Genomic DNA, 22,664 nt, shown 5'->3' with positions numbered 1-22,664 from the left:
TCACTCCTTCTCCTTATGCACCGGAAACAACGCCGACAACACCTGCCGCGCCGTCCCGCGCAGCACACCGCTGGCGTCCGGGTCGCCGTACGCCAGGGCCGTCGCAAAGTTGCGCGCCTGCTGCAGCGTGACGTGCGGCGGCAGCGGCGGCACATCGGGGTCGGTCTTCACTTCCAGGACCACGGGGCGGTCTGCGTCGAGCGCTTCGTCCCACGCACCGGCAAGCTGGTCGGGGTTGTCGACGTAAATGCCCTTCAACCCGATCAACTCCGCAAACCGGTGATACGGCACGTCGGGGATGTCCTGTGACGCCGGGAATTTCGGGTCGCCTTCCATCACGCGCTGCTCCCAGGTGACTTCGTTCAGATCCTGGTTGTTGAGCACCATGCAGATCCACTTGGGAGACTTCCACCGCTTCCAGTATTTCGACACGGTGATGAGTTCGGCCATGTTGTTCATCTGCATGGCGCCGTCGCCCACGAGTGCGATGACAGGGCGATCGGGGTACGCAAACTTGGCGGCAATCGCGTACGGCACGGCGGCGCCCATCGAGGCCAGCCCGCCCGAGAGCGAGCCCATCATGCCGGGCTTGAACTTGATATCGCGCGCATACCAGTTGGCGCAGGTGCCGGAGTCGCTGGTGACGATCACGTTGTCCGGCAGCTTGGGTGACAGCTCCCACAGCACGCGCTGCGGGTTGACGGGATAGGCCGGCTGCAGCGCGCGCTCTTCCAGCGTCTTCCACCAACTCTCGTTCCAGCGGGCAATGCGGTCGGGCCAGTAGCGATCGGTCTTGCGCTGAAGCAGCGGCAGCAGCGCACGCAGCGTCTGCGCGCTGTCGCCGACGAGGTTGACCTCCATCGGATAGCGCAGCCCCAGCATGCCGGGGTCCAGGTCGATCTGTACGCCGCGCGCCTGGCCTTCCTTGGGGAGAAATTCTGCGTAGGGAAAGCCGGAGCCGACCATCAACAGCGTGTCGCAATGGTTCATCAGCTCCCAGCTCGGCTCGGTGCCGAGCAGGCCGATGGCGCCGGTCACATAGGGCAATTCGTCGGGCAACACGGCCTTGCCTAGCAGCGCCTTGGCCACGCCCGCGCCGAGCGTTTCCGCCACGGCTGCGACTTCTGCGCTGGCCCCGAGGGCACCCGCGCCCACGAGCATCGCCACCCGGCGGCCGCTGTTGAGGATGTCCGCTGCGCGTTCCAGATCGGCGGCTTGCGGGATCACGCTCGGCGCGCTGTAGCCGACGCCCGAGTGCACCGTGCCATGCGCGCGCGGCGGCTCGGCGTAGGGCATTTCCTGCAGATCGTTTGGTAGCACCAACGCCGTCACGCGGCGTTGCCCGATGGCGATGCGCACTGCACGATCCAGTAGGTGCCGCACCTGTGCCGGCATGCTGGCCTGGTGGACAAACGCGCCCGCCACGTCGCGGAACATCGCCGCCAGATCGACCTCCTGCTGGTAGTGACCACCGACCGCTGTGCGCGCCTGCTGGCCGGTAATCGCCAGCACAGGCATGTGGTCGAGTCGCGCGTCATACAGCCCCGTGATGAGGTGTGTGGCACCCGGCCCGGACGTTGCCATGCACACGCCCAGCTCACCCGTGAACTTGGCGTGCGCCGAAGCCATGAAGGCGGCCATCTCTTCATGCCGCACCTGCACGAACTCGATCTTGCCGCCCGCGCGCTGCAGGGCCCCGAACATGCCGTTGATGCCGTCTCCGGGGTAGCCAAAGATGCGCCGCACCCCCCAGTCATACAGGCGGGCGACGAGGAAATCGCAGACGGTGGCTTGCATGGTGTCGGTCCGGTATCGGGTGGTGGGTCGTCAGCTGGCGGTCTCGGCGAGCAGGGCTTCCTTGCGCGCGGTCATGGGTTCCTGCAGCGGTGTCAGGTCGATGTGCTGACGGACGAGCTTGGGAAAGAGTTCGGTCTCTTCCTCTTCCACGTGGTGCGAGACGTACTCGGCCAGTACGGTGAACTTGGCCGCGAACAGGTCGTCGCCCGCATGCATGCCGTTCAACTGCTTGATCAGGTCCTTTGCGGTGGCGTGCTCCACCACGGCTTCGTCGACAAGGTCTTTGAACGCTTCGCCGCCGTTGTCGCGCACGAACGGGTAGAACACCTCTTCCTCAAGCTGCGTATGGACGGTCAACTTTTCACACGCTTCGCGCACGATTTGCTCGCCGGTGGCTTTGTCTTTCTCCTGTTGGAACGTCTTGAACAGTTTTTTCACCTCGCGGTGATCGTCCAGCAGCATCGACAGCACAGCGCGTTGCGCCACAGGGATTTCCGCTTTGTTCATGGGGCTCTCCGGTAGGGGTTCTGGTTTGAGTACGCCGAACCGTCGAGCAAGCGGCATGCCGCACGCGCGTCTCTGCAGTCGATGCGGCGCAGGCAAGCTTCGTGCTGACACAGGTGGTTACGTGCGACAGAGGCCGCGCAATTGCGTGGCCGCCGCACATCATCCTGAACGTCAACTGATTGATGGGAGGTAACTGCTATGCAAACCACGACAACCGGCACCACGCTGGGCACCGGTACCGCCACTGGTGTGGGAACCACCGCCGGTGTACGCATGCGCATCATCGGGCGCGCCGATGCCGATTCGGCTGGCCCCGGCCCGGAACTGATGGCGGCCGATACGCTGGAGGGCAATCGCGTCGTCAACCTCAATGGGGAAGACCTCGGCAAGATCACCGACATCATGCTCGACGTGCAGCGCGGCCGGATCGCCTACGCGGTGATGTCGGTGGGCGGCTTCCTGGGCATTGGCGACAAGCTGTTTGCCGTGCCGTGGAGCGCCATGTCGCTCGACGTGGACCGCAAGTGCTTCGTGCTCGACGCCAACAAGGATCGCCTTGAGGCGGCTCCAGGCTTCGACAAGGACAGCTGGCCCACGATGGCCGATCCGACCTGGGCGCAGTCCGTGCACGAGTACTACGGTTCGCGTCCGTACTGGGAAGAGTATTGAGCGCTCAGTTGAGGCGCTCAGTTGAGGTGCCCGGGCACGCCGTTCGCTTGCGTGTCGTCAACCACGCTTGAAACAGGAGGGCGCCATGGAGAAAGGCAAGAAAGAGAAGCATCCGCACGCAGAGAAGCGTGAGGAGCTGGTGGAAAAAGCCGTGGAAGACACGTTCCCGGCCAGTGACCCGCCCGCCACGGGCGGCATCACGCGCGTTGTCGACAAGGATAAGAACGGCAGCGCACACCAGGACAAGCGCACCCACAACGGCAACCACCGGTAGTCATCACCCGGCACTGCCGCGCCCGCATCGCCTCTTTGGCATGCGGGCGTTTTTCTTCGATGCAGCCGCGTTAACGGTGCGCCAGGATGTTGATCACGTTGCCGAACGGATCGCGCACGTAAAAGCGGCGCACGCCCCAGGGCTCATCAACGAGCGGGTAGACGATCTCCAGGCCCAACGAGACGGCCCGCGCATGCACGGCATCCACGTCGTCCACCTCTACTGAAAGCGCCGGCACCGGCGTACCGTTTCCGCCTTCGCTGGCGATGCTGACCTGCGGCGTCATCGTGTTGGCCGCGTCGGCAAAGGTGACGATCCAGCCGTGGTCCATTACCGCTTCCAGATCGAGCAGTTCGGCATAGAACGCGCGGGCACGTGCCGGATCGGCAGCATGCAGGTTCGGGACGATGCGTCGGACGGCCATGCGGAGCTCCTTTTTACCGGTTCGGTGGCGGCATTCTAGTCACGGCTGTGACGCCGTGTTGGCATGCGCACGCGGCGCACATCACGTAAAGTGGCGGGCACTCGAACTACAGAGACACGCACGCCATGGAATTCCTGCAATCGCTGCTGGCACCCCGCCTGCAAAACGTTGAAACCTCCGCCATCCGTGAGCTGTTCAAGGTGCTCGGCAAGCCGGGCCTGATCTCGTTTGCTGGCGGCTTTCCGGATGCCGCCCTGTTTGACGTGGAAGGCCTGAAGGCCGCCGCCGACAGCGCGCTCACCACCGACGCCGCCCGCGCCCTGCAATATGGCGCCACCGAAGGCTTCGAGCCGCTGCGTGAGGCCATCGTCACGCTGATGACCTCGCGCGGCGCCACCGTCGCCAACACCGACATCCTCGTCACCACCGGTTCGCAGCAAGGGCTGGATCTGCTGGGCAAGGTGCTGATCGGCGAGGGCGACACGGTGCTCACCGAGGCGCCCACCTTCCTCGCCGCCATTCAGGCATTCAAGCTGTACGGCGCCAAGGTGGCCGGTGTGCCGACCGATGGCGACGGCCTGGACGTCGACGCGCTGGAGCAGGTGCTGTCCACTGCGCGTCCCAAATTCCTCTACGTGATTCCCAACTTCGGCAACCCCAGCGGCGCGCTGATGAGCCTGGAGCGCCGCAAGCGCCTGCTGGACGTGGCGGTGCGCCACAACCTGCTGATCGTGGAAGACGATCCTTACGGCGATCTGTATTTCGACGCGCCCCCGCCGCCGTCGCTGTACGCGCTGTCGCAGCAGACCGACGGCGCACAGGGGCGTGTGATCTACCTGGGCAGCCTGTCGAAGGTGGTGGCGCCGGGCCTGCGCGTGGGCTGGATGATCGCCTCGCAGCCGGTGCTGGGCAACGCGGTGATGGTGAAGCAGTTTGCCGACGCGCACACCTCCACGTTTGCGCAAGCCACGGCCGCTGCCTACCTGCGCAGCAATCGCCTGGACACCGTGCTGCCGCGCACGCGCGCTGCCTATGCCGAACGCGCCCACGCCATGGCCAACGGCCTGCGTGCGCTGCTGCCCGACACCGAACTGACCTTCAACCGCCCGCGCGGCGGCATGTTCCTGTGGTGCACCTTGCCGGGCCGCAATGCCGGCGATGTGGCCAAGGTGGCCATCGAGCGCGGTGTGGCGTTCGTGCCGGGTGCGGCGTTCTACCCGGTCGACCCGGATCGCTCGACGCTCCGCTTGTCGTACGCCACCTCGTCGCTGGCGCAGGTGGAAGAGGGGGTGCGCAAGCTCGCGCATGCCATTGGCGAGTTCAAGCTGGGCTGACGCCACCGGCAGGCTGCGGTGGCACCGGCACACACCGACGCGCAGCAAGACCCCGCGCTGCTGCGCCGCCTGCTGCGCGCCAAAGACCGCATGGACGCCGCCTCGCACGAGGCGTGGCCCGTCAAGCGGCTGGCCGAGGTGAGCGGCGTCTCGGCGGCGCATTTTGCGCGCTCGTTCAAGCAGGCCTTCGGCATTCCGCCGCACCGCTACCTGCTCACGCGCCGGATCGAGCAGGCCACCACCCTGCTGCGCGACACCGACCTGCCCATCATCGAAATCGCCTACGCCACGGGCTGGGAAAGCCTCGGCACCTTCGGCCGCATCTTTCGCGACATCACCGGGCAGAGCCCGAGCGAGCTTCGCCGCCACGCACAGGCCACCGCGCCCCAGCAACAACTCGACCGCGTGCCCGCCTGTGTGCTGAAGGCGGCGCAGCGGCCCGACCTCGTCACAGCAGTTTCGGAGAAGCGCCGCCAACTGGCGGAGGGTACAAATCCGTCACCCACCAACAACAAGGAGCGGTGATGAGCCAAGGGATCAATGTCGTCGGGCTGTATGTGGATGATCAGGATGCGGCGCTGGCGTTCTATGTCGACAAGCTTGGGTTTCGCGTGCATACCGACGTGCGTAACGGCCCGTACCGCTGGCTGACGGTGCAGCATCCGGAGCAGCCGTCGTTTCAGCTCGGCCTGTTCCAGCCCGGCCCGCCCATCCACGACGAGGCCACCGCGCAGACCTTGCGCGCCATGGTCGCCAAGGGCGCGATGCCGCCGCTGGTGCTGACCGTCGCCGATTGCCGCGCCGCCTACGCCCAATTGCGCGAGCGCGGCGTGGAATTCACGCAGGAGCCCATCGAGCGCTTTGGCAGTGTCGATGCCGGCTTTCGTGATCCGGCCGGCAACGGCTGGAAGATGATCCAGGCCGCCGGAGGTGCACAGTGAGCGCCCGCAACGGAATCCGCCAGTTTCACCGCTGGGTGTCGATGGCGTTCACGCTCACCGTCATCGCCAACTTTGTCGCCATGGGGCTGAGCAAGGGCGCGCAGCCGCCGGCGTGGATCACCTACGCGCCGCTGCTGCCGCTGGCGCTGCTGCTGTTCACGGGGCTCTATATGTTTGCGTTGCCGTACCTGGATCGGCGAGGCGGGCGGCGCGCAAATCGGGCCAACCGCGAAGCCCCCGCCGCTGGGGCCTGAGGCCGGTACGCCGAGCTCGGAGCTCGAACCGCGAGGCATTTTGCTCGGCCCGCCGAGCTCGGAGCTCGGATCGCGAGGCTTTTTGCTCGGCTCGCCGAGCTCGGAGCTCGAACCGTGACGCTTCTTGCTCGGCCCGCCGAGCTCGGAGCTCGAACCGCGAGGCTTTTTGCTCGGCCCGCCGAGCTCGGAACCTTGAGCATGGCATCGGCGGCCCGGCGCTCAATGTGCGATCGATGTGGCCGTCGGTCCGTCTGCCTGTGCGGCTTCATGGCGCGCACTGTTGCGCCACAACACCACCGCCACCACATGGCACGCGGCGGCTGCCCACCCCAGCATGCCCGGGCCGCCATGCGCCAGGGCCAGCGCGCCAACGCTCGACCCCAGCGCAATTCCCACATACACTGCAGACGCATGCAGCGACAGCGTGATCGGCGACACATCGGGCGCGAGGCGGATCAAGCGCGTCGCCTGCGCCGGGCCGAAGCCCCAGCCGGCCATGCCCCACAGCACGACCGCGCCGATGGCGACTGCGCCGGCCACCGTGCCGTGCAGCATCTGTGCCGACAGCGAGAGTACGGAGAACGCCAGCACGATGCCCGCGCTGCTGACCGCCAGCACGCGCGCCACGCCTGCGCGGTCGGTCATGTGGCCGCCCAGGCCCGTGCCCAGCGCCGCAAAGCTGCCGACCAGGAACAGCACGATGCCCACGTGCTGCGGCGCAAAGCCCAGCCCCTGCACAAAGAACGGTGCGACGTAGGTGTAGAACGTAAAGCCGCCCGCCGCCCACAGCGTGGACACCGCCAGCGCGCGCAGCATGCCGGGGCGGCGTGCCACGGACAGGCGCTGCGCCAGCGTGGTCACGCTGTGCGGCAGCGCACGCGGCAGGCCGAAGGCGAGGCCCGCGGTGGCCAGTGCCGACAGCACACCGCATGCGACGAACGTCGAGCGCCAGTCGCCCTGTGCCGCAATCCATGCGCCCAGCGGCACGCCGAGCGCCACCGCCACCGTGCCGCCGCCCGTGATGATGGCGAGCGCCGAGCCGCTGCGCGAGGCCGGCACCAGCGAGGTGGCCACCGCATTGGCCGTCGGCAGAAACACGCCGGCCGCCAGCGCCAGCAGCACGCGCGCCGCCATCAACTGCCCAAAGCCGTGCGCGGTGGCTGCCAGCAGGTTGCCTGCCGCAAAGATGGCCAGCGCGCCGATCAGCACGCGTCGGCGGTCGACATTGCCGAGCAGCGTCGCCATGACCGGCGAGCCCACGGCATACGTAACGGCAAACACGGTGACGAGCTGCCCGGCCGCCGGCACGCTCACGCCCAGGTCTGCGGCCAGCACCGGCAGCAGGCCGGCGATCATGAAACCTTCAGTGCCGATGGCGAACGCGCCCAGGCACAACCACCACAGCGATGCCGGCATGGTCGGCTCCTGTCAGAAAAGGAAAACGAAGAGGAAAACGGAGGGGGGCGGAGCGCGCAGGCTCCGCAGGGTTCAGCGCGCGGTGGAGGTGGCCGTCTGGCCGAACAGCACGCTGCGCTCGTCGTCGGAGATGTCTTCGCGGCGGCGGGAGTAGGCACGCTCCACCCCGGCATAGGCGCGCTGCGTGGCCGGCCGTGCGCCCACGGCTTCGAACCAGCGCTGCAGGTGCGGGAAGTCGTTCAAGTCCTGACCATGCCCGGCGTGCGGGACGATCCACGGATAGGCCGCGATGTCGGCAATGGTGTAGTCGTTGCCGGCAATGTAGGGGCGATCGGCCAGGCGGCGGTTGAGCACGCCGTAGAGGCGGTTGGTCTCTTTGGTGTAGCGCTCGATGGCGTAGGGCACGCGCTCGGGCGCATACACGTTGAAGTGGCCGATCTGCCCGGCCATGGGCCCCAGGCCGCCCACCTGCCAGAACAGCCACTTGAGCACTTCCATGCGGCCGTGCAGGTCGGCGGGCATCAGCTGGCCGGTTTTCTCGGCCAGGTAAAGCAGCATGGCGCCCGATTCGAACAGCACCACCGGCTCGGTCCCCTCGGCCGGGTCGTGGTCGACCATGGCCGGGATCTTGTTGTTGGGCGAGATAGCCAGGAACTCGGGCTTGAACTGGTCACCCCGGCTGATATCGACGGGGATGACGCGATGCGGCAAGCCGGTTTCGGCAAAGAACAGCGCCATCTTCAGGCCGTTGGGCGTGGCGCAGTAGTAGAGGTCGATCATGGCGGGGCCCTCGTGTTCTGTCATGTTGGTTGACAGAGTAGGCGCGCGAGTGGCCTTTTGTAATGTCCAGAAACTGGAATTTTCAGGTGACCACTTAGGGGTTGTGTGCCGCTTCGGGGTCCGCCGTTTCGCAGGAGCGTGCGTACCATTCCCACGCCGCCGTGCCGCACAGCACGCCCGTCGCCAGCGCGGAGACTGCGAGCGCGGGCAGTTCGCCCGCTGGCAGCCAGGCGCCGCCCAGCACCACCAAGCCAACCACATGCGCCGGGCGCAGCCGCCCGAAGATCGCCCACTTGAACAGCAGGTTGCCCAGCAGGTACAGCGCCGCGCTGCCCAGCACCGCCAGCGTTGTCCCTTCATGGGCGTGGCCCACCGGATGCGCCAGCACAAATTCATCGGCCACGGCCCCGACGATGATGCCCGCCACCAGCACCACGTGGATGTAGGTGTAGGCCAGCCGTGCGAGCCGGCCCGGATCCGCCGAATGCGACATGGTGTGCGCGCCGCGCTCGGCAATCGTGTCGAAGTACAGCCACCACATCGCCAGGCTGCCGATGAACGACATCGCCATCGCCGCGATGTTTTCGGCGGTCCAGCCGAGCCCGGCAAACGTGGAGCCCGTGACCAGCACCGATTCGCCCAGCGCGATGATGATGAACAGCGAGCAGCGCTCGGCCATGTGGCCGCCTTCCACGTTCCAGTCGTTGGTGGTGGAGCGGCCCAGGCCCGGCGTGTAGAAGCCCATCGAGGGGCCGAGCCATTCGATGGCCAGCGCGACGATCCAGCAGGCCCAGCGCACGGAACCGTCCGACAGGCCGCCTGCCAGCCACAGCACGGCGGAGATGCCAAGCCACGTGGCGATGCGCTGGAAGTTGCGTCGCATGGGCAGCGACTCGCCGCGCACGGCCCAGAGGAAGAACACCGTGCGCCCGAACTGCATGAACACATAGGCCAGCGCAAACGCCAGTCCGCGCGAGCCGAACGCCTGCGGCAGCGATGCCGAGAGCAGCAGCCCGCCCGTCATCAGAACGAGCATCAGCATGCGGATGGCGAGCTTGTCCGGATCGAGCCAGTTGGTGACCCACGAGGTGAAGATCCACACCCACCACACGGCCAGCATCAGCAGCAGCGCCTGCGCGCCGCCTTGCAGCGTGAAGTTGCCGATCAGCAGGTGCGAGAGCTGCGTCACCGCAAACACGAACACAAGATCGAAGAACAGCTCGATGTTGGTGACGCGGTGGTGGCCATGGGCCCCGTCGGAAGTGACTGGCGAGGGGCGGAGGTAACTGCGGGGCATCGGGTGTCCTGGGTACGGCCTGTGGAGCGATCAGGCCGACTGCATGCCGAGCGTGAGCGTACCTGCGCCCACCATCACTGCCCCGCCCGTGTAGCCGAAGCGGCGCTGCGCGGCCACGCTGGTCAGGCGCTTGGCGAGCAGCTTGGCGGCCAGCGCGTACATTGATGCGTTGGCGGCGGCCAGGATGACGAAGGTCGGCAGCAGGATCACGCTCTGCGAGAGGAAGGTCTGCTCGGCCGACATGAACTGCGGCACGAAGGCGACGAAGAAGACGATGCTCTTGGGGTTCAGCGCGGTGACCGTCCACGCGGACAGGAACCGGCGGCCGGCGGACTTTTGCTGAACAGGGATGGTCGCCTCGGGTGCGTCGTCGCGAAGGCGGCGCGCGCTGAGGATGGACTTGATGCCCAGATAGACGAGGTACGAACCGCCGATGAGCTTGAGCGCAGTGAAGGCTGCGGCCGATGCGGCCAGCAGTGCGCCCGCACCGGCAAGGGAAACCGCCATGGCGGTGGTGTCGCCTGCCGCCACGCCGGCAACGGTGCTCCACGCCGAACGGCCACGGTTGGCCAGCGAATCACCAATCACCAAAAGGATGGTCGGGCCCGGAATGAGCAGGATGATGATGCTGGCGCCGATGAAGGCCAGCCAGGTTTGGAGGGTCATGGGGTGGCTCGCTGTGTTGTTGGGGGGGAGGGGACACAGTTATCCATGAAAAAAATGGGGAGTCAAATGGAGGGGTGTTTTTTTGTTTTTTGGTTTTGGTGTTTGTGGTGCATCCCTTGTTTCATCCCCTGCCGGGGCTGACTCACTTTCTTTGGTCTTGCCCAAAGAAAGTAAGCAAAGAAATGCGCGCCCGAGATGGCGAAAGACTCCTTCAATTTTCGTAACCGTGCGGAGGCGGGGAAAACTCGCTGCGCTCAGACAGTTCCCCGCCTTTTTTCCGCCCGCTTACAAAAATTGAAGGCGCCATCAAGGGCAGGAACGGCCAAACACTCGGTATGCCGGTGCAAACGAAAAAGCGAGCCTTGGTGACTCGCTTCGTGTTCGATGGTTTGCTTTTCCCTTGCCCTAGATGGCGCCTTGGATTTTTGTTGCGGGAAGGATAAAGAGGGGAGGCCTGTTTGAGCGCAGCGAGTTTGCCTCCCCTCCCTTCCCGCGACACAAATCCAAGGGGAAGTCGCCATCTCGGGCGCGCCTTTCTTTTGCTTACTTTTCTTTGGCAAGACAAAGAAAAGTGAGTCGGTCCCGGCAGGGAACGAAAGGGAGGTGGACCACCAAGGCAAAAAACAACCCCAAAAAAACTACCCATGTCGCCGCGCCGCCAACCCCACCCCACTCACCAACAAAACCGCCGCAGCCACCTCAAGCCCATGCGGCAACCGAGCCTCATAAACAAATCCATACACCAACGCAAACACCGTCTCAAACACAATCAACTGCCCCGACAGCGTCAACGGCAACTTGCGGCTGGCCGCATTCCACAGGCTGTTGCCCAGCACCGACGCCCCCAGCGCCACGCCCATATTCACCAGCCAGAACATCCCCCACGCCGATGCGGGCTGCGCAGACGCCGTTGCCATGCCGGGCAGCAAAAACGCCGGCACGGCCAGTGCCAGTGACAGCACCCCGGTCGCGACGCCCGTCAACAGCGACCATTCCCGGCTCGTGAACTGCGGCCGCGCGCGCAGGTACCGCGCATTGCACACCGCGTACACCGTCCAGCACGCCAGCGCGCCCGCTGCCATCAAGAGCCCGATGAAATAGGTTCTGCCGCCGGCATCCGAATGCACGTCGGGCGCATCCAGATAAATGCACACCACACCGGCCACGGCCATCAGCAGCGGCAGGGCCAATTGCCGCAGGGGCAGGCTGCCCCGTTCCGCCGAGCCCGCGAGCGTGACCGTCACCGGCAACAACCCGACGATGAGCGAGACCGGCGCCACGCCCGCGCGCTGCACGCCCCCCGCCACGCACAGGTAGTAGAGAATGTTGCCCGGCAGCGATGACAGCAGCAGCGCCGCCCAGTCGCGCCGAGTCGTCTTGCGCCATAGCGTGCGCCACACCGGCAGCGCCAACGCGAGCGAGAGCACGCCGTACAGCACATACCGCGCGGCCGACAGCGCCAGCGGGGAAAACTGCGGCAGCATCTTCGGCGCGACGAAGATGATGCCCCACAGCGCCCCGGCCGCGACGCCGTAGCCGATGCCCGTGAGGTGGTCGCGCCGCGCGTCGTGCTGACCGTGATGAAGCTGCGTTGCAGTGGAGGTGTCGCCAACAGCCATGGAGCGCCTGTCCGAAAAGACCAATCGAACCGGCACTTTGCGCGTGCGCGCGCCGCGCGTCTTGGCGAAGACGGCTGCGCTTTGGCAAAAAAGGAAATGGCGGGCTAGCGCCGCACCGCTGCGGGCGTGATGCCGTGGGCCGCCTTGAGGTGGCGCGTGAGGGCGCTTTGGTCGTAGTAGCCGGTGCGCGCGGCAATCTCGGCGATGGGCAGGGCGGTGGTTTCCAGCAGCGTCAATGCATGCCGCAGCCGCACCTGGGCCAGATGCGCATGCAGCGTGGTGCCGTAAGCGGCGCGGAACAGCGTGGCGAGGCGACGCGCGCTCACGCCTGCCTCTGCGGCCAGCGCATCGGCGGTGAGCGGCTCGGCGTAGCGATGCTCGATGGCGTGCCATGCGCGCTCGGCACGGGCATCGGGGCGTGCGCGGATCTGCGTGGATTGATTGGCCGGATGCGCGGCCAGCGTCGCCAGCGCGAGCGACGACCACGCATTGGCCAGGACGGCATCGACGATGGGCGCGTCCTGCAGCCAGGTTGTCAGGGCGCGCAGGCCGGGCGTAAGCGGAAAGAACACGCGATCGGCCAAGCCGCCCAGGCTCGGGGCATCCACGGTTTGGCCGGGGATGTCGAAGACGATGAAACGGTTCGCGCCGGTGGCTTCAAACGCATGCGTGGCGCCCGCCGGGATGAGCGCGGCGTGGTGCGTGTCGACGCGGCCGCCGCGGCCGTCGACGTCCATCTCGAGGATGCCGCGTGCGGGCATCACGACCTGCATGAAGTCGTGCGAGTGCGGGGGCGCGGCCAGGCCGTAAGTGCGGAAGTCCAACATGGTGCCGCCGAGAATAGCACCGGCATCCGCCCAAAAAAATACCCGGCCCGGCCACAGATCGTCTGCGCCGGGTCTCGGAACTTTCACGGAAAGAGGATCCGTGAGAAGAGGAACAGCCGCATCGTGCGCTGTCTGCATGACAGCGGCATGTCAGCTGCGCCTGCGCCCTCATTCCTCCTGGATCGTCACCTTGTTCGGATAGAACGCCAGATAGCCCGCCACTTCACGCGCGACGGGCTTGGGTTGTTCGTACGTCCAGACGGCGTTTTCAGCGCGCACGTCGCCAGCCACGATCGTGTAGTACGACGCATCGCCCTTGTACGGGCAATGGGTGTGATGCTGCGTGCGCTCGAGCAGGTTCATCTGCACATCGTCGCGCGGGATGTACTGCACGGGCGGGTACGACGCCTCGCGCAGCGTGCGTGCCAGGTGCGTGCTGGCGATGGTGAAGCCGTTGAGGGTCACGGTCACGCGGCGCGGGTTCGACTCGACGGTGATGGGGTGATTCGGATCGATTTCGGGCATGCGGCACTCCTGCAGTTGGGCAAGGGAAGACGCTTCCACTGTAGCAAGCGCCGCGCGCGCCTTCCCGCCTCCCGCCACATCCCAGGCTTACCAGTGCGTTTCCGATTCCGGCGTGGACGAAACGCGATGGATCGCCAGGTCGGCACCCATGAATTCGGCCTCGCGGTCCAATCGCAGCCCCACGACTTTGCGCAGGATGCCGTACACCACCGTGCCGCCGATCAGCGCAATCACAATGCCGCCCGCCGTGCCCGCCACCTGCGCCCAGAACGACACGCCGCCCAGCCCGCCCAGCGCCTTCAGGCCGAAGATGCCGGCCGCGATGCCGCCCCATGCGCCACAGAGGCCGTGCAGCGGCCACACGCCGAGCACGTCGTCGATGCGCCAGACGTTCTGCACGCGCGTGAACATCCAGACAAACAGCACGCCCGCAATGCCGCCAACAGCCAGCGCGCCCAGCGGGTGCATCACATCGGAGCCGGCGCACACGGCCACCAGGCCGGCCAGCGGCCCGTTGTACGAGAAGCCCGGATCGTTCTTGCCCATCCACCACGCGGTGAGCGTGCCGCCCACCATGGCCATCAGCGAGTTGATGGCGACCAGGCCGCTCATCTTGTCGAGCGTCTGCGCACTCATCACGTTGAAGCCGAACCAGCCCACCGCCAGCACCCAGGCGCCGGCTGCCAGGAACGGGATGTTTGACGGCGGATGCGCGGCGATGCGGCCGTCGTCCTTGTAGCGGCCGTGGCGGGCGCCCAGCAGCAGCACCGCCGGCAGCGCGATCCAGCCGCCCACCGCGTGCACGACCACCGAACCGGCAAAGTCGTGGAACTCCGCGCCCGTCACGCTCTGCAGCCAGTGCTGGATGCCGAAGCGCTCGTTCCAGGCGATGCCCTCAAAGAACGGGTAGACGAAGCCCACCAGCACGAAGGTTGCCGCCAGTTGGGGCTCAAAGCGCGAGCGCTCGGCAATCCCGCCCGAGATGATGGCCGGGATGGCCGCCGCGAAGGTCAGCAGGAAGAAGAACTTCACCAGCTCGTAGCCGTTCTGCTGGGCGAGCACGTCGGCGCCGGTAAAGAAGTTGACGCCGTACGCGACCGAATAGCCGATGAAGAAGTACGCGATGGTCGATACGGCAAAGTCGACCAGGATTTTGACCAGTGCATTGACCTGGTTCTTCTTACGGACAGTGCCCAGCTCAAGGAACGCGAAGCCGGCATGCATGGCCAGCACCATGATCGCGCCCAGCAGGATGAAGAGCGCGTCGCCCCCGGTTTTGATGGAGTTCATTGCGGTTGTCGTGCGGGTTGAGGGTCAGCGCCATCCGGGTGCAGTGCATGCCCACAAATGACGCAAAAGGCGCCGACTGATGCAATTCTTGTTCCAACGGTGTGCAAAAAGGTGATATGGCGCACCATGGCCGTGCGCGCGAGGGAGGGGTCGGGCTGCGCGTTGAGATTGGCCCGAAATCGGTGCGTGATTGCCTTGAATTGGTGCGGGCGGTGTGGCAAATGCGCCGTCGTGGTGCGTTCTGCCGTGGGGAGGGTTACGGCTTGGCGCCGGCGACGCTGAAGGATGCCGCTACGGCATTCCACAGCGGCTCGTACCGCAAGCGCACGGTGCTGGCCTGTTCGGGCGATGTGGCGGGAGACTGCATGTGCAGCATCAGCAGCGCGCCGTCGGTCGGTACCATGAAGACGCGGCCGACCAGCGTATTGCCCGTGGCGCGCGGGATATGCGGGCCGGGCGATTCGCCGATGTAGCTGGCCCACACGCCTGGGCGCCCGCCGAACGATTGCGTGCCCCACCCGAGCAGTTTGCACGGGCCGGCCACGGCTTGCTTGACGGCGTCGCGCATCCAGCGCGGTTCGCGGTTGTCCGGCACGGCTTCAAGATCGCCCTCTGTCGGGCGCACGATCATTTCGAGGCGCGACAGCCCCGAGCCGCCCTGATTGGCCCACGCGCCGATCGCCACCCGCGCGGGGTCGGGCTTGCGCGGCGCTGTCGGGGGCACGCGCTCCCAGGAAAACGGCAGCCTGAGGCTCAGGCTCGCGCCGCGCGCATTCGGCCAGTCAGACAACGTTACGGCCTGGGTGAAGCGGCTGCTCAACTCATCGGCGGGGCGGTCGTCGTAGACCACCGCCAACAGCGTCTGCAGCGTGGCGCGGTCCTGGCTGCCCTGTGCGCGCTCAACAACGCGTCCGGCCAGGGCGTGGGCGGTCTGGGCCGTCTGGGTGGCAACGCCCACGCTCGGTTGGTGAATGTCCAGCGCACGCTCGATCAGCAGCTGGCGCTCGTCGTCGGATAGCGGAATGCCGGCGATCAGGCGGCGCGTGCGGGCCAGCGCCTGCGGGAAGGTGTTGTCGAACTGCGTACGGGCGCGGATCAGCTCTTCACGCTGACCGGGAAAGCGCTGGATGGCGCGGTCCAGCGCCTGCGATTGCACGGTCAGGAAACCAAGCACGCTGATCAGCCCCGGGATGGCGCCGGGCGTGTAGTCCCACGCCAGGGCGTGGCCGGACCACGCCAGCAAGGCAGTCAGACACCAGCGCATCGTTGCGCGGCTTGGCATTGGAAGTTCCCCCTGTGGCCGGACCCGTTTCCGACCAAAATCCGACTCTAACGATTTGTATCGATTGTGTGCAAGCTGGGTGTTGCACCAAGATTGGACCGCTCCAGCCGCCCGCAATTTGCGCAAAATGGTCCGGATGCCGGCGTGCTGATTTAAGGGAATGGCGCGCAGGCCATCATCAAGCCCCGGGGGCGCAGAAGAGCAGAAAGGTCCTCGCCCGTGCCGCCGGTTGACGTGTGCGTCAACCCCGAAAATACTGTCTGTTCGACCCGCCGACCGGCACGCTTCGCCTTGTGCGTCGTACAACACATCCAACGCCGGCGCCCCACTTATCGAAGGTGGAGACATGACCGATCTTTCCGCTGCCCGCGCGGCCGATCCCACGCCTGCCAGCGAAGCTGCGCCGGTGCGCAACAAGGTGCGCTTCGTGACGGCCGCGTCGTTGTTCGATGGGCATGACGCGTCGATCAACATCATGCGGCGCATCCTGCAGTCGATGGGCTGCGAGGTGATCCACCTCGGGCACAACCGCTCGGTGGATGAGGTGGTCAATGCCGCGCTGCAGGAAGACGTGCAGGGCATTGCCGTATCCAGCTACCAGGGCGGCCACGTCGAATACTTCAAGTACATGATCGACGCGCTGCGCGCACGCGGCGGCCAGCACATCCAGGTGTTCGGCGGCGGCGGCGGGGTGATCGTGCCGGCGGAGATCCGCGAGCTGCAGGACTACGGCGTCGCGCGCATCTACAGCCCAGAAGACGGCCAGCGCATGGGTCTGGCCGGCATGATTGCCGACATGGTGCAGCGCTGCGATATCGATCTCTCCGTCTACGCGCCGGCTACGCTGGAGCCCGTTGCCAACGGCGATCGCCGCGCTCTGGCGCAACTGATCACCGCGCTGGAATCGGGCCGCGTCGATCCGGCGTTGCGCGAGGCCGTCCACGCGGCTGCGATGGCCGCGCCGACGCCTGTGCTTGGCATCACGGGCACGGGCGGTGCGGGCAAGTCGTCGCTCACCGACGAGCTGATCCGCCGCTTCCGGCTCGACCAGCAGGACGCGCTGCGCATTGCGGTCATCTCGATCGATCCGTCGCGGCGCAAGTCGGGCGGCGCCTTGCTGGGCGATCGCATTCGCATGAACGCGATCAACCATCCGAACATCTTCGTGCGCTCGCTGGCCACGCGCGAGGCGAGCCGCGAGATTTCCGACGCGCTGCCCGACGTGATTGCCGCCTGCCGCGCTGCCGGGTTCGATTTCATCATTGTCGAGACCTCCGGCATCGGGCAGGGCGATGCGGCCATCGTGCCGCATGTCGATCTGTCGCTGTATGTGATGACGCCCGAGTTTGGCGCCGCCAGCCAGTTGGAGAAGATCGACATGCTGGACTTTGCCGATCTGGTGGCGATCAACAAGTTCGACCGCAAGGGCGCGCAGGATGCATGGCGCGACGTCGCCAAGCAGGTGCAGCGCAACCGCGAGCAATGGCACGCCCGGCCTGAAGACATGCCGGTGTTCGGCACGCAGGCCTCGCATTTCAATGACGACGGCGTGACGGCGCTGTATCACGCGCTGGCCGATCGGCTGACCGAGCGCGGCATGGCGCTGGCCGAACGCACGTTGCCGCGCCCAGCCGGCAAATGCTCCACCAGCCACGATGCCATCGTGCCGCCCGCGCGCGTGCGCTACCTGGCGGAGCTGGCCGATACGGTGCGCGGCTACCACCGCCGCGTCGACGCGCAAAGCCGCCTCGCGCGGGAACGTCAGCAATTGCAGGCCAGCCACCGCATGCTGGAGCAGGCCGGTGCCACGGTGCAGACGCTGTCCGCGCTCGACAAGCAGGCGGCCGAGCGCGACGCACAACTCGGCGCTGCCGAGCGCAAGCTGCTCGCCATGTGGCCCGACCTGCGCCGTGCGTATTCCGGCGACGAATACGTCGTGAAGATTCGCGACAAGGAAATCCGCACGCAGCTCACGCACACCACGCTTTCGGGCACCACGATCCGCAAGGTCGTACTGCCGCCGTATGAAGATGACGGCGAAGTGCTGCGCTGGCTGATGCGCGAAAACGTGCCGGGCAGCTTCCCGTACACCGCCGGTGTGTTCGCCTTCAAGCGCGAGAACGAAGACCCGACGCGCATGTTCGCGGGCGAGGGCGATGCCTTCCGCACCAACCGGCGCTTCAAGCTCGTCTCCGAAGGTATGGACGCCAAGCGGCTTTCCACAGCGTTTGACTCCGTCACGCTGTACGGCGAAGACCCGGCGCTGCGTCCCGACATTTACGGCAAGGTTGGTAACTCCGGCGTCTCCATCGCCACGCTCGACGACATGGAAGTGCTGTACGACGGCTTTGACCTGACCAGCCCTGCCACGTCGGTTTCCATGACGATCAACGGGCCGGCGCCCACGATCCTCGCGATGTTCATGAACACCGCCATCGACCAGAACCTGGCCCGGTTCCGCGCCGACAACGGGCGAGAGCCGACGCAGGACGAAGAGGCGAAGATCCGCGCGTGGGTGCTGCAGAACGTGCGCGGCACGGTGCAGGCCGACATCCTCAAGGAAGACCAGGGGCAGAACACCTGCATCTTCTCGACCGAGTTTTCGCTCAAGGTGATGGGCGATATCCAGGAATATTTCGTGCACCACCAGGTGCGCAATTTCTATTCGGTGTCGATCTCGGGCTACCACATTGCCGAGGCGGGCGCGAACCCGATCTCGCAACTCGCCTTCACGCTTGCCAACGGTTTCACGTATGTGGAGGCGTACCTCGCGCGCGGCATGCATATCGATGACTTTGCGCCGAACCTGTCGTTCTTCTTCTCCAACGGGATGGACCCGGAGTACAGCGTGCTCGGCCGCGTCGCGCGCCGCATCTGGGCGGTGACGCTGCGAGACAAGTACGGCGCAAACGAGCGCAGCCAGAAACTGAAGTACCACGTGCAGACGTCGGGCCGGTCATTGCACGCGCAGGAAATCGCCTTCAACGACATCCGTACGACGCTGCAGGCGCTGATCGCCATCTACGACAACTGCAACAGCCTGCACACGAATGCCTACGACGAGGCGATCACCACGCCGACGGCCGAGTCGGTGCGGCGTGCGCTGGCCATCCAGCTCATCATCAACCGCGAATGGGGCTTGGCCAAGTGCGAGAACCCGAACCAGGGCAGCTTCATCATCGATGAACTGACGGACCTCGTGGAAGAAGCGGTGCTGCAAGAGTTCGAACGCATTGCCGAGCGCGGCGGCGTGCTGGGTGCCATGGAAACCGGCTATCAGCGCGGCAAGATCCAGGAGGAGTCGATGCTATATGAGCAGCGCAAGCACGATGGCTCGCTGCCGATCATCGGCGTGAATACGTTCCGCAATCCCGACGCCGAGAGCGTAGTGCCGCCGCACATAGAACTGGCGCGTTCCAGCGAGGAGGAGAAGCAGAGCCAACTCGCGCGGCTGCAGGATTTTCATGCGCGGCATGCGGGGGAAGCCCCGGCTATGCTGCAGCGCCTGCAGCGGGCGGTGATTGAAGATCAGAACGTGTTTGCGGTGCTGATGGACGCGGTGCGGGTCTGCTCGCTTGGGCAGATTACGCATGCGTTGTTTGAGGTGGGGGGGGAGTATCGGCGGAATATGTAGGGGTTCTTTTTTGGTTGTTTTTGCCTTGGTGGTGCATCCCTTGTTTCATCCCCTGCCGGGGCTGACTCACTTTCTTTGGTCTTGCCAAAGAAAGTAAGCAAAGAAAGGCGCGCCCGAGATGGCGAAAGATTCCTTCAATTTTCGTAACCGTGCGGAGGCGGGGAAAACTCGCTGCGCTCAAACAGTTCCCCGCCTTTTTTCCGCCCGCTTACAAAAATTGAAGGCGCCATCAAGGGCAGGAAAGTCAAAGGACAAAACCCAAACCACCGGGGCGCCAGCCCCAACGACAAAGGCCCACTCGCGATGGGTTGGCCTTTTCTTTTGACGTTGAGCCCTTGATGGCGCCTTGAATTTTTGTGAGCGGGCGGATCAAGGAAGGAGGCTGTCTGAGCGCAGCGAGTTTGCCTCCTTCCCCGCACGGTCACACAAATTCAAGGGGATGTCGCCATCTCGGGCGCGCCTTTCTTTTGCTTACTTTTCTTTGGCAAGACAAAGAAAAGTGAGTCGTGCCCGGCAGGGTACGAAACAGGGATGGACCACCCGCCGTTCCGCCAGTAACAAGACATCATCCACCACTATCCAGAAACAAAACCTACCGCTGCATCACAGCCAGTGCCACCAAGATGCCCACCGGCGGCAACACGCACCAGAACGACAGCGTCGCAAACGCCAGCGCGCCCAACACCGCCCCGATGGCAAAGCCGGCAAGCGGCGGCACCATCTTGCGCAACCGCGTGCGCGCAACATCCTTCTGCGTACCGCCGGGCGACAGCAGCTCCACCACGTCGATCACGATCTGCGTGGTGTTGCCCGTCATGATCGTCGTGGGGGCGTGTTCCGACAGCACGATGCGCGCCTTGGCGTTCTGCACGCCCATCGCCGCGACACCAATCAGCCCGACGACGATCGTGGCCGGCGCATCGGCCGATTGAATCGGCAGCGCCAGCAGCCCCGCCGCCATGAAGGCCAGCAGCAGAACGGCCTGCGCAAGCAGCAGCGGCCGCAGCGGCGCCACGCCGCGCCGCGTGAGCGCCGTCACGGCGAGCTTGGTCGCCGCCACGGCCACCACGAACATCGGCAACGCCAGCAGTTTGGCGAGCACGCCTTGGCCGGAGCCCGCCAGTTCCAGGCCGATCATCACGAAGTTGCCCGTAACGTGCGCGGTGAACAGCCCAAACAACGCTGCAAAGCCGACCACATCCACATAGCCCGCGACGAACGCCAGCAGCGTTCCCTGGGCGATCAGGAAACGCGCTGACGCCGGTGTGGCCGTTGCAGACGACGCCGCTTCAGAAGGCAAAGCACGAACACCCGAAGGCGCCCCAGAAGCCGCGGAAGTCGCTGGTCGGCACATTGGCCGTGCGCGCTTTCTGGTGCGCGTGGCCGTGCACCGAACACGAACCGACGCACTGATGCACCTGCTGCTGCATGGGCGCAGCCGGCCGCCAGTGCCCGGGCACGCGCGCCACGGGCGACCACTCCGGCAGGACCGGAATGGGCGGCGGGCCGAACTCGGTGAACTCCGCCGCGCCGTAGACGATGCGGCCACCCACCACCGTGAGCACCGATTCGATGGTCTTGATATCGGCCTCGGGCACGCTGAAGAAATCCGCCGACAACGCCGCCAGGTCGGCGAGTTGCCCGACCTTGATCTGCCCCTTGTTGCCCTGGTCTGCGGAGAACCACGCGCTGCCGTGCGTATACAGCTCGAGCGCCACTTCGCGCGGCAGCCCTTCCGGATACAGCGCCATGCCGCCCACGGTGCGCCCGCTCGCCAGCCAGTACAGCGACGTCCACGGGTTGTAGCTCGACACGCGCGTGGCATCGGTGCCAGCGCCCACCGGCACGCCTTCGGCCAGCATGCGCTTGATGGGTGGCGTCTGTTCGGCAGCGGCTGCGCCGTAGCGGTCGACAAAGTACTCGCCCTGGAAGGCCATGCGGTCCTGGATGGCGATGCCGCCGCCGAGTGCGCGCACGCGCTCGATGTTCTTCGGCGAAATGGTCTCGGCATGGTCGAAGAACCACGGCAGGCCGTTGAAGGGAATGTCGCGGTTCACGCGCTCGAACACGTCGAGCATGCGCGAGATCGATTCGTCGTAGGTGGCGTGCAGCCGGAACGGCCAGCGCTGCGCGACGAGGTGGCGCACCACGGTTTCCAGCTCCTGCTCCATCGTCTCGGGCAGGTCGGGGCGCGGTTGCAGGAAGTCTTCGAAGTCGGCCGCGGAGAAGACCAGCATTTCGCCCGCGCCGTTGTGGCGGAAGAAATCATCGCCTTGGCGGTATTGCACGCTGCCGGTCCAGTTCTTGAAGTCGGCCAGCTCCTCTTTCGGCTTCTGCGTGAAGAGGTTGTAGGCGATGCGGATGGTGAGCTGGTTCTGCGCCGACAGTTCGCGGATGACCTCGTAGTCTTCCGGGTAGTTCTGGAAGCCGCCGCCCGCGTCGATGGCGCTCGTCACGCCCAGGCGGTTCAGCTCGCGCATGAACTGGCGTGTGGAGTTGACCTGGTATTCCGGCGGCAGCTTCGGCCCCTTGGCGAGCGTCGCGTAGAGGATCATCGCGTTGGGTTTGGCGATCAACATGCCGGTGGGCTCGCCGGAGGCGTCGCGCTGGATCTCGCCGCCCGGCGGGTTCGGCGTGTCCTTGGTGTAGCCGACCTGGCGCAGCGCCGCGCGGTTGAGCAGCGCGCGGTCGTACAAATGCAGCACGAACACGGGCGTATCGGGCGCGGCCTGGTTCAGCTCTTCGAGGGTGGGCATGCGGCGCTCGGCAAACTGGAATTCCGTCCAGCCGCCGACCACGCGCACCCATTGCGGCGATGGCGTGCGCGCGGCCTGCTCCTTGAGCATGCGCATCGCGTCGGCCAGGGAGGGCACGCCTTCCCAGCGCAGCTCCAGGTTGTAGTTCAGCCCGCCCCGGATCAGGTGCAGGTGCGAATCGTTCAGGCCGGGAATGACGGTGCGCCCGCGCAGGTCGATGACCTGGGTGGAGGCGCCGCGCTGGGCCATCACGGTGGCATCGTCGCCCACGGCAACAAAGCGGCCGTCACGCACGGCAACGGCGCTGGCGGAGGGGCGTTCGCGGTCGACCGTGTGGATGCGGCCGTTGTGCAGGATGAGGTCGGCGGTCAT

Annotated in this window: 21 protein-coding genes; 7 read left to right on the top strand and 14 right to left on the bottom strand. The window is 65.9% G+C overall.

Going from position 1 to position 22,664, the window contains the following annotated elements; all coding sequences use genetic code 11:
* Positions 1–1,797: a thiamine pyrophosphate-requiring protein gene (locus ACTJK6_RS08255; RefSeq protein WP_440838689.1), complete on the bottom strand. Its 1,797-nt coding sequence runs from the start codon at positions 1,795–1,797 to the stop codon at positions 1–3.
* 30 nt (positions 1,798–1,827) lie between these two features.
* Positions 1,828–2,304 (bottom strand): hemerythrin domain-containing protein, encoded by a 477-nt coding sequence (locus ACTJK6_RS08250; RefSeq protein WP_322017139.1) that lies wholly within the window; start codon positions 2,302–2,304, stop codon positions 1,828–1,830.
* A 198-nt stretch (positions 2,305–2,502) separates the two neighbouring features.
* On the opposite strand from ACTJK6_RS08250, the gene ACTJK6_RS08245 reads away from it, so the two are divergent.
* Positions 2,503–2,973 (top strand): PRC-barrel domain-containing protein, encoded by a 471-nt coding sequence (locus ACTJK6_RS08245; protein ID WP_232041689.1) that lies wholly within the window; start codon positions 2,503–2,505, stop codon positions 2,971–2,973.
* An 85-nt stretch (positions 2,974–3,058) separates the two neighbouring features.
* On the top strand, positions 3,059–3,247 hold the full coding sequence (locus tag ACTJK6_RS08240) for a hypothetical protein (protein ID WP_232041690.1): 189 nt from the start codon (positions 3,059–3,061) through the stop codon (positions 3,245–3,247).
* A gap of 70 nt (positions 3,248–3,317) precedes the next feature.
* Here the strand turns inward: ACTJK6_RS08240 and ACTJK6_RS08235 are convergent, their stop codons facing one another.
* A complete protein-coding gene (locus ACTJK6_RS08235; protein WP_322017140.1) occupies positions 3,318–3,671 on the bottom strand; it encodes a glyoxalase superfamily protein in 354 nt (117 codons plus the stop codon).
* A gap of 125 nt (positions 3,672–3,796) precedes the next feature.
* On the opposite strand from ACTJK6_RS08235, the gene ACTJK6_RS08230 reads away from it, so the two are divergent.
* Genes ACTJK6_RS08230 through ACTJK6_RS08215 form a run of 4 tightly spaced genes read left to right on the top strand, consistent with a single transcriptional unit; the run spans position 3,797 to position 6,200 of the window.
* On the top strand, positions 3,797–5,005 hold the full coding sequence (locus ACTJK6_RS08230; protein WP_322017141.1) for an aminotransferase-like domain-containing protein: 1,209 nt from the start codon (positions 3,797–3,799) through the stop codon (positions 5,003–5,005).
* Between the two features lie 18 nt (positions 5,006–5,023).
* Complete coding sequence (locus tag ACTJK6_RS08225; protein WP_232041693.1) at positions 5,024–5,530, top strand: helix-turn-helix domain-containing protein; 507 nt, start codon at positions 5,024–5,026, stop codon at positions 5,528–5,530.
* Positions 5,530–5,946: a VOC family protein gene (locus ACTJK6_RS08220; protein ID WP_440838688.1), complete on the top strand. Its 417-nt coding sequence runs from the start codon at positions 5,530–5,532 to the stop codon at positions 5,944–5,946. The genes ACTJK6_RS08225 and ACTJK6_RS08220 overlap by 1 nt, the downstream gene beginning before the upstream one ends.
* Positions 5,943–6,200, top strand: a complete 258-nt coding sequence (locus ACTJK6_RS08215) for a hypothetical protein (protein WP_414560059.1) — start codon at positions 5,943–5,945, stop codon at positions 6,198–6,200. Before ACTJK6_RS08220 ends, ACTJK6_RS08215 begins: the two co-directional genes overlap by 4 nt.
* 219 nt (positions 6,201–6,419) lie before the next feature.
* Here the strand turns inward: ACTJK6_RS08215 and ACTJK6_RS08210 are convergent, their stop codons facing one another.
* The 9 genes from ACTJK6_RS08210 to ACTJK6_RS08170 all read right to left on the bottom strand — a co-directional run bounded on the left by ACTJK6_RS08210 (position 6,420) and on the right by ACTJK6_RS08170 (position 15,902).
* Positions 6,420–7,616, bottom strand: a complete 1,197-nt coding sequence (locus tag ACTJK6_RS08210; RefSeq protein WP_440838686.1) for an MFS transporter — start codon at positions 7,614–7,616, stop codon at positions 6,420–6,422.
* A gap of 72 nt (positions 7,617–7,688) precedes the next feature.
* Positions 7,689–8,396 (bottom strand): glutathione binding-like protein, encoded by a 708-nt coding sequence (locus ACTJK6_RS08205; RefSeq protein ID WP_440838801.1) that lies wholly within the window; start codon positions 8,394–8,396, stop codon positions 7,689–7,691.
* Positions 8,397–8,490: 94 nt separating this feature from the next.
* The gene (locus ACTJK6_RS08200; protein WP_440838685.1) at positions 8,491–9,693 is read right to left on the bottom strand and encodes a low temperature requirement protein A; all 1,203 of its coding nucleotides are present in this window, start codon (positions 9,691–9,693) and stop codon (positions 8,491–8,493) included.
* A gap of 30 nt (positions 9,694–9,723) precedes the next feature.
* A complete protein-coding gene (locus ACTJK6_RS08195; protein ID WP_147218873.1) occupies positions 9,724–10,359 on the bottom strand; it encodes a LysE family translocator in 636 nt (211 codons plus the stop codon).
* A 638-nt stretch (positions 10,360–10,997) separates the two neighbouring features.
* A complete protein-coding gene (locus ACTJK6_RS08190) occupies positions 10,998–11,978 on the bottom strand; it encodes a DMT family transporter (protein WP_440838684.1) in 981 nt (326 codons plus the stop codon).
* A 104-nt stretch (positions 11,979–12,082) separates the two neighbouring features.
* Entirely contained in the window at positions 12,083–12,805 is a 723-nt protein-coding gene (locus tag ACTJK6_RS08185) for an AraC family transcriptional regulator (protein WP_343620069.1), read from the bottom strand.
* Positions 12,806–12,973: 168 nt separating this feature from the next.
* Positions 12,974–13,330: a DUF427 domain-containing protein gene (locus ACTJK6_RS08180; RefSeq protein WP_440076554.1), complete on the bottom strand. Its 357-nt coding sequence runs from the start codon at positions 13,328–13,330 to the stop codon at positions 12,974–12,976.
* A gap of 87 nt (positions 13,331–13,417) precedes the next feature.
* On the bottom strand, positions 13,418–14,620 hold the full coding sequence (locus tag ACTJK6_RS08175) for an ammonium transporter (protein WP_260804083.1): 1,203 nt from the start codon (positions 14,618–14,620) through the stop codon (positions 13,418–13,420).
* 256 nt (positions 14,621–14,876) lie between these two features.
* Positions 14,877–15,902 carry a hypothetical protein gene (locus tag ACTJK6_RS08170; protein WP_440838683.1) on the bottom strand — a complete coding sequence of 342 codons (1,026 nt, stop codon included), beginning with the start codon at positions 15,900–15,902 and terminating at the stop codon, positions 14,877–14,879.
* A gap of 346 nt (positions 15,903–16,248) precedes the next feature.
* On the opposite strand from ACTJK6_RS08170, the gene icmF reads away from it, so the two are divergent.
* Positions 16,249–19,536: a fused isobutyryl-CoA mutase/GTPase IcmF gene (gene icmF, locus ACTJK6_RS08165; protein WP_343620066.1), complete on the top strand. Its 3,288-nt coding sequence runs from the start codon at positions 16,249–16,251 to the stop codon at positions 19,534–19,536.
* A 592-nt stretch (positions 19,537–20,128) separates the two neighbouring features.
* Here the strand turns inward: icmF and ACTJK6_RS08160 are convergent.
* Both ACTJK6_RS08160 and ACTJK6_RS08155 read right to left on the bottom strand, forming a co-directional pair.
* Complete coding sequence (locus ACTJK6_RS08160) at positions 20,129–20,836, bottom strand: YoaK family protein (protein ID WP_440838682.1); 708 nt, start codon at positions 20,834–20,836, stop codon at positions 20,129–20,131.
* Positions 20,826–22,664, bottom strand: a complete 1,839-nt coding sequence (locus ACTJK6_RS08155) for an amidohydrolase (protein ID WP_440838681.1) — start codon at positions 22,662–22,664, stop codon at positions 20,826–20,828. The genes ACTJK6_RS08160 and ACTJK6_RS08155 overlap by 11 nt, the downstream gene beginning before the upstream one ends.

The organism is Ralstonia sp. 22086, assembly GCF_052045975.1.
Taxonomy (GTDB): Bacteria; Pseudomonadota; Gammaproteobacteria; order Burkholderiales; family Burkholderiaceae; genus Ralstonia; species Ralstonia wenshanensis.
This window is presented reverse-complemented; position numbering and strand designations above follow the sequence as displayed.

What these genes read in the sequence shown, in the direction of transcription:
- ACTJK6_RS08210 (WP_440838686.1), bottom strand. Translation starts at nt 7,616, where the DNA reads ATGCCGGCATCGCTGTGGTGGTTGTGCCTGGGCGCGTTCGCCATCGGC.
- ACTJK6_RS08180 (WP_440076554.1), bottom strand. Translation starts at nt 13,330, where the DNA reads ATGCCCGAAATCGATCCGAATCACCCCATCACCGTCGAGTCGAACCCG.
- ACTJK6_RS08240 (WP_232041690.1), top strand. Translation starts at nt 3,059, where the DNA reads ATGGAGAAAGGCAAGAAAGAGAAGCATCCGCACGCAGAGAAGCGTGAG.
- ACTJK6_RS08190 (WP_440838684.1), bottom strand. Translation starts at nt 11,978, where the DNA reads ATGGCTGTTGGCGACACCTCCACTGCAACGCAGCTTCATCACGGTCAG.
- ACTJK6_RS08255 (WP_440838689.1), bottom strand. Translation starts at nt 1,797, where the DNA reads ATGCAAGCCACCGTCTGCGATTTCCTCGTCGCCCGCCTGTATGACTGG.
- ACTJK6_RS08250 (WP_322017139.1), bottom strand. Translation starts at nt 2,304, where the DNA reads ATGAACAAAGCGGAAATCCCTGTGGCGCAACGCGCTGTGCTGTCGATG.
- ACTJK6_RS08185 (WP_343620069.1), bottom strand. Translation starts at nt 12,805, where the DNA reads ATGTTGGACTTCCGCACTTACGGCCTGGCCGCGCCCCCGCACTCGCAC.
- ACTJK6_RS08220 (WP_440838688.1), top strand. Translation starts at nt 5,530, where the DNA reads ATGAGCCAAGGGATCAATGTCGTCGGGCTGTATGTGGATGATCAGGAT.
- ACTJK6_RS08245 (WP_232041689.1), top strand. Translation starts at nt 2,503, where the DNA reads ATGCAAACCACGACAACCGGCACCACGCTGGGCACCGGTACCGCCACT.
- ACTJK6_RS08205 (WP_440838801.1), bottom strand. Translation starts at nt 8,396, where the DNA reads ATGATCGACCTCTACTACTGCGCCACGCCCAACGGCCTGAAGATGGCG.
- ACTJK6_RS08170 (WP_440838683.1), bottom strand. Translation starts at nt 15,902, where the DNA reads ATGCCAAGCCGCGCAACGATGCGCTGGTGTCTGACTGCCTTGCTGGCG.
- ACTJK6_RS08235 (WP_322017140.1), bottom strand. Translation starts at nt 3,671, where the DNA reads ATGGCCGTCCGACGCATCGTCCCGAACCTGCATGCTGCCGATCCGGCA.
- icmF (WP_343620066.1), top strand. Translation starts at nt 16,249, where the DNA reads ATGACCGATCTTTCCGCTGCCCGCGCGGCCGATCCCACGCCTGCCAGC.
- ACTJK6_RS08195 (WP_147218873.1), bottom strand. Translation starts at nt 10,359, where the DNA reads ATGACCCTCCAAACCTGGCTGGCCTTCATCGGCGCCAGCATCATCATC.
- ACTJK6_RS08175 (WP_260804083.1), bottom strand. Translation starts at nt 14,620, where the DNA reads ATGAACTCCATCAAAACCGGGGGCGACGCGCTCTTCATCCTGCTGGGC.
- ACTJK6_RS08200 (WP_440838685.1), bottom strand. Translation starts at nt 9,693, where the DNA reads ATGCCCCGCAGTTACCTCCGCCCCTCGCCAGTCACTTCCGACGGGGCC.
- ACTJK6_RS08230 (WP_322017141.1), top strand. Translation starts at nt 3,797, where the DNA reads ATGGAATTCCTGCAATCGCTGCTGGCACCCCGCCTGCAAAACGTTGAA.
- ACTJK6_RS08155 (WP_440838681.1), bottom strand. Translation starts at nt 22,664, where the DNA reads ATGACCGCCGACCTCATCCTGCACAACGGCCGCATCCACACGGTCGAC.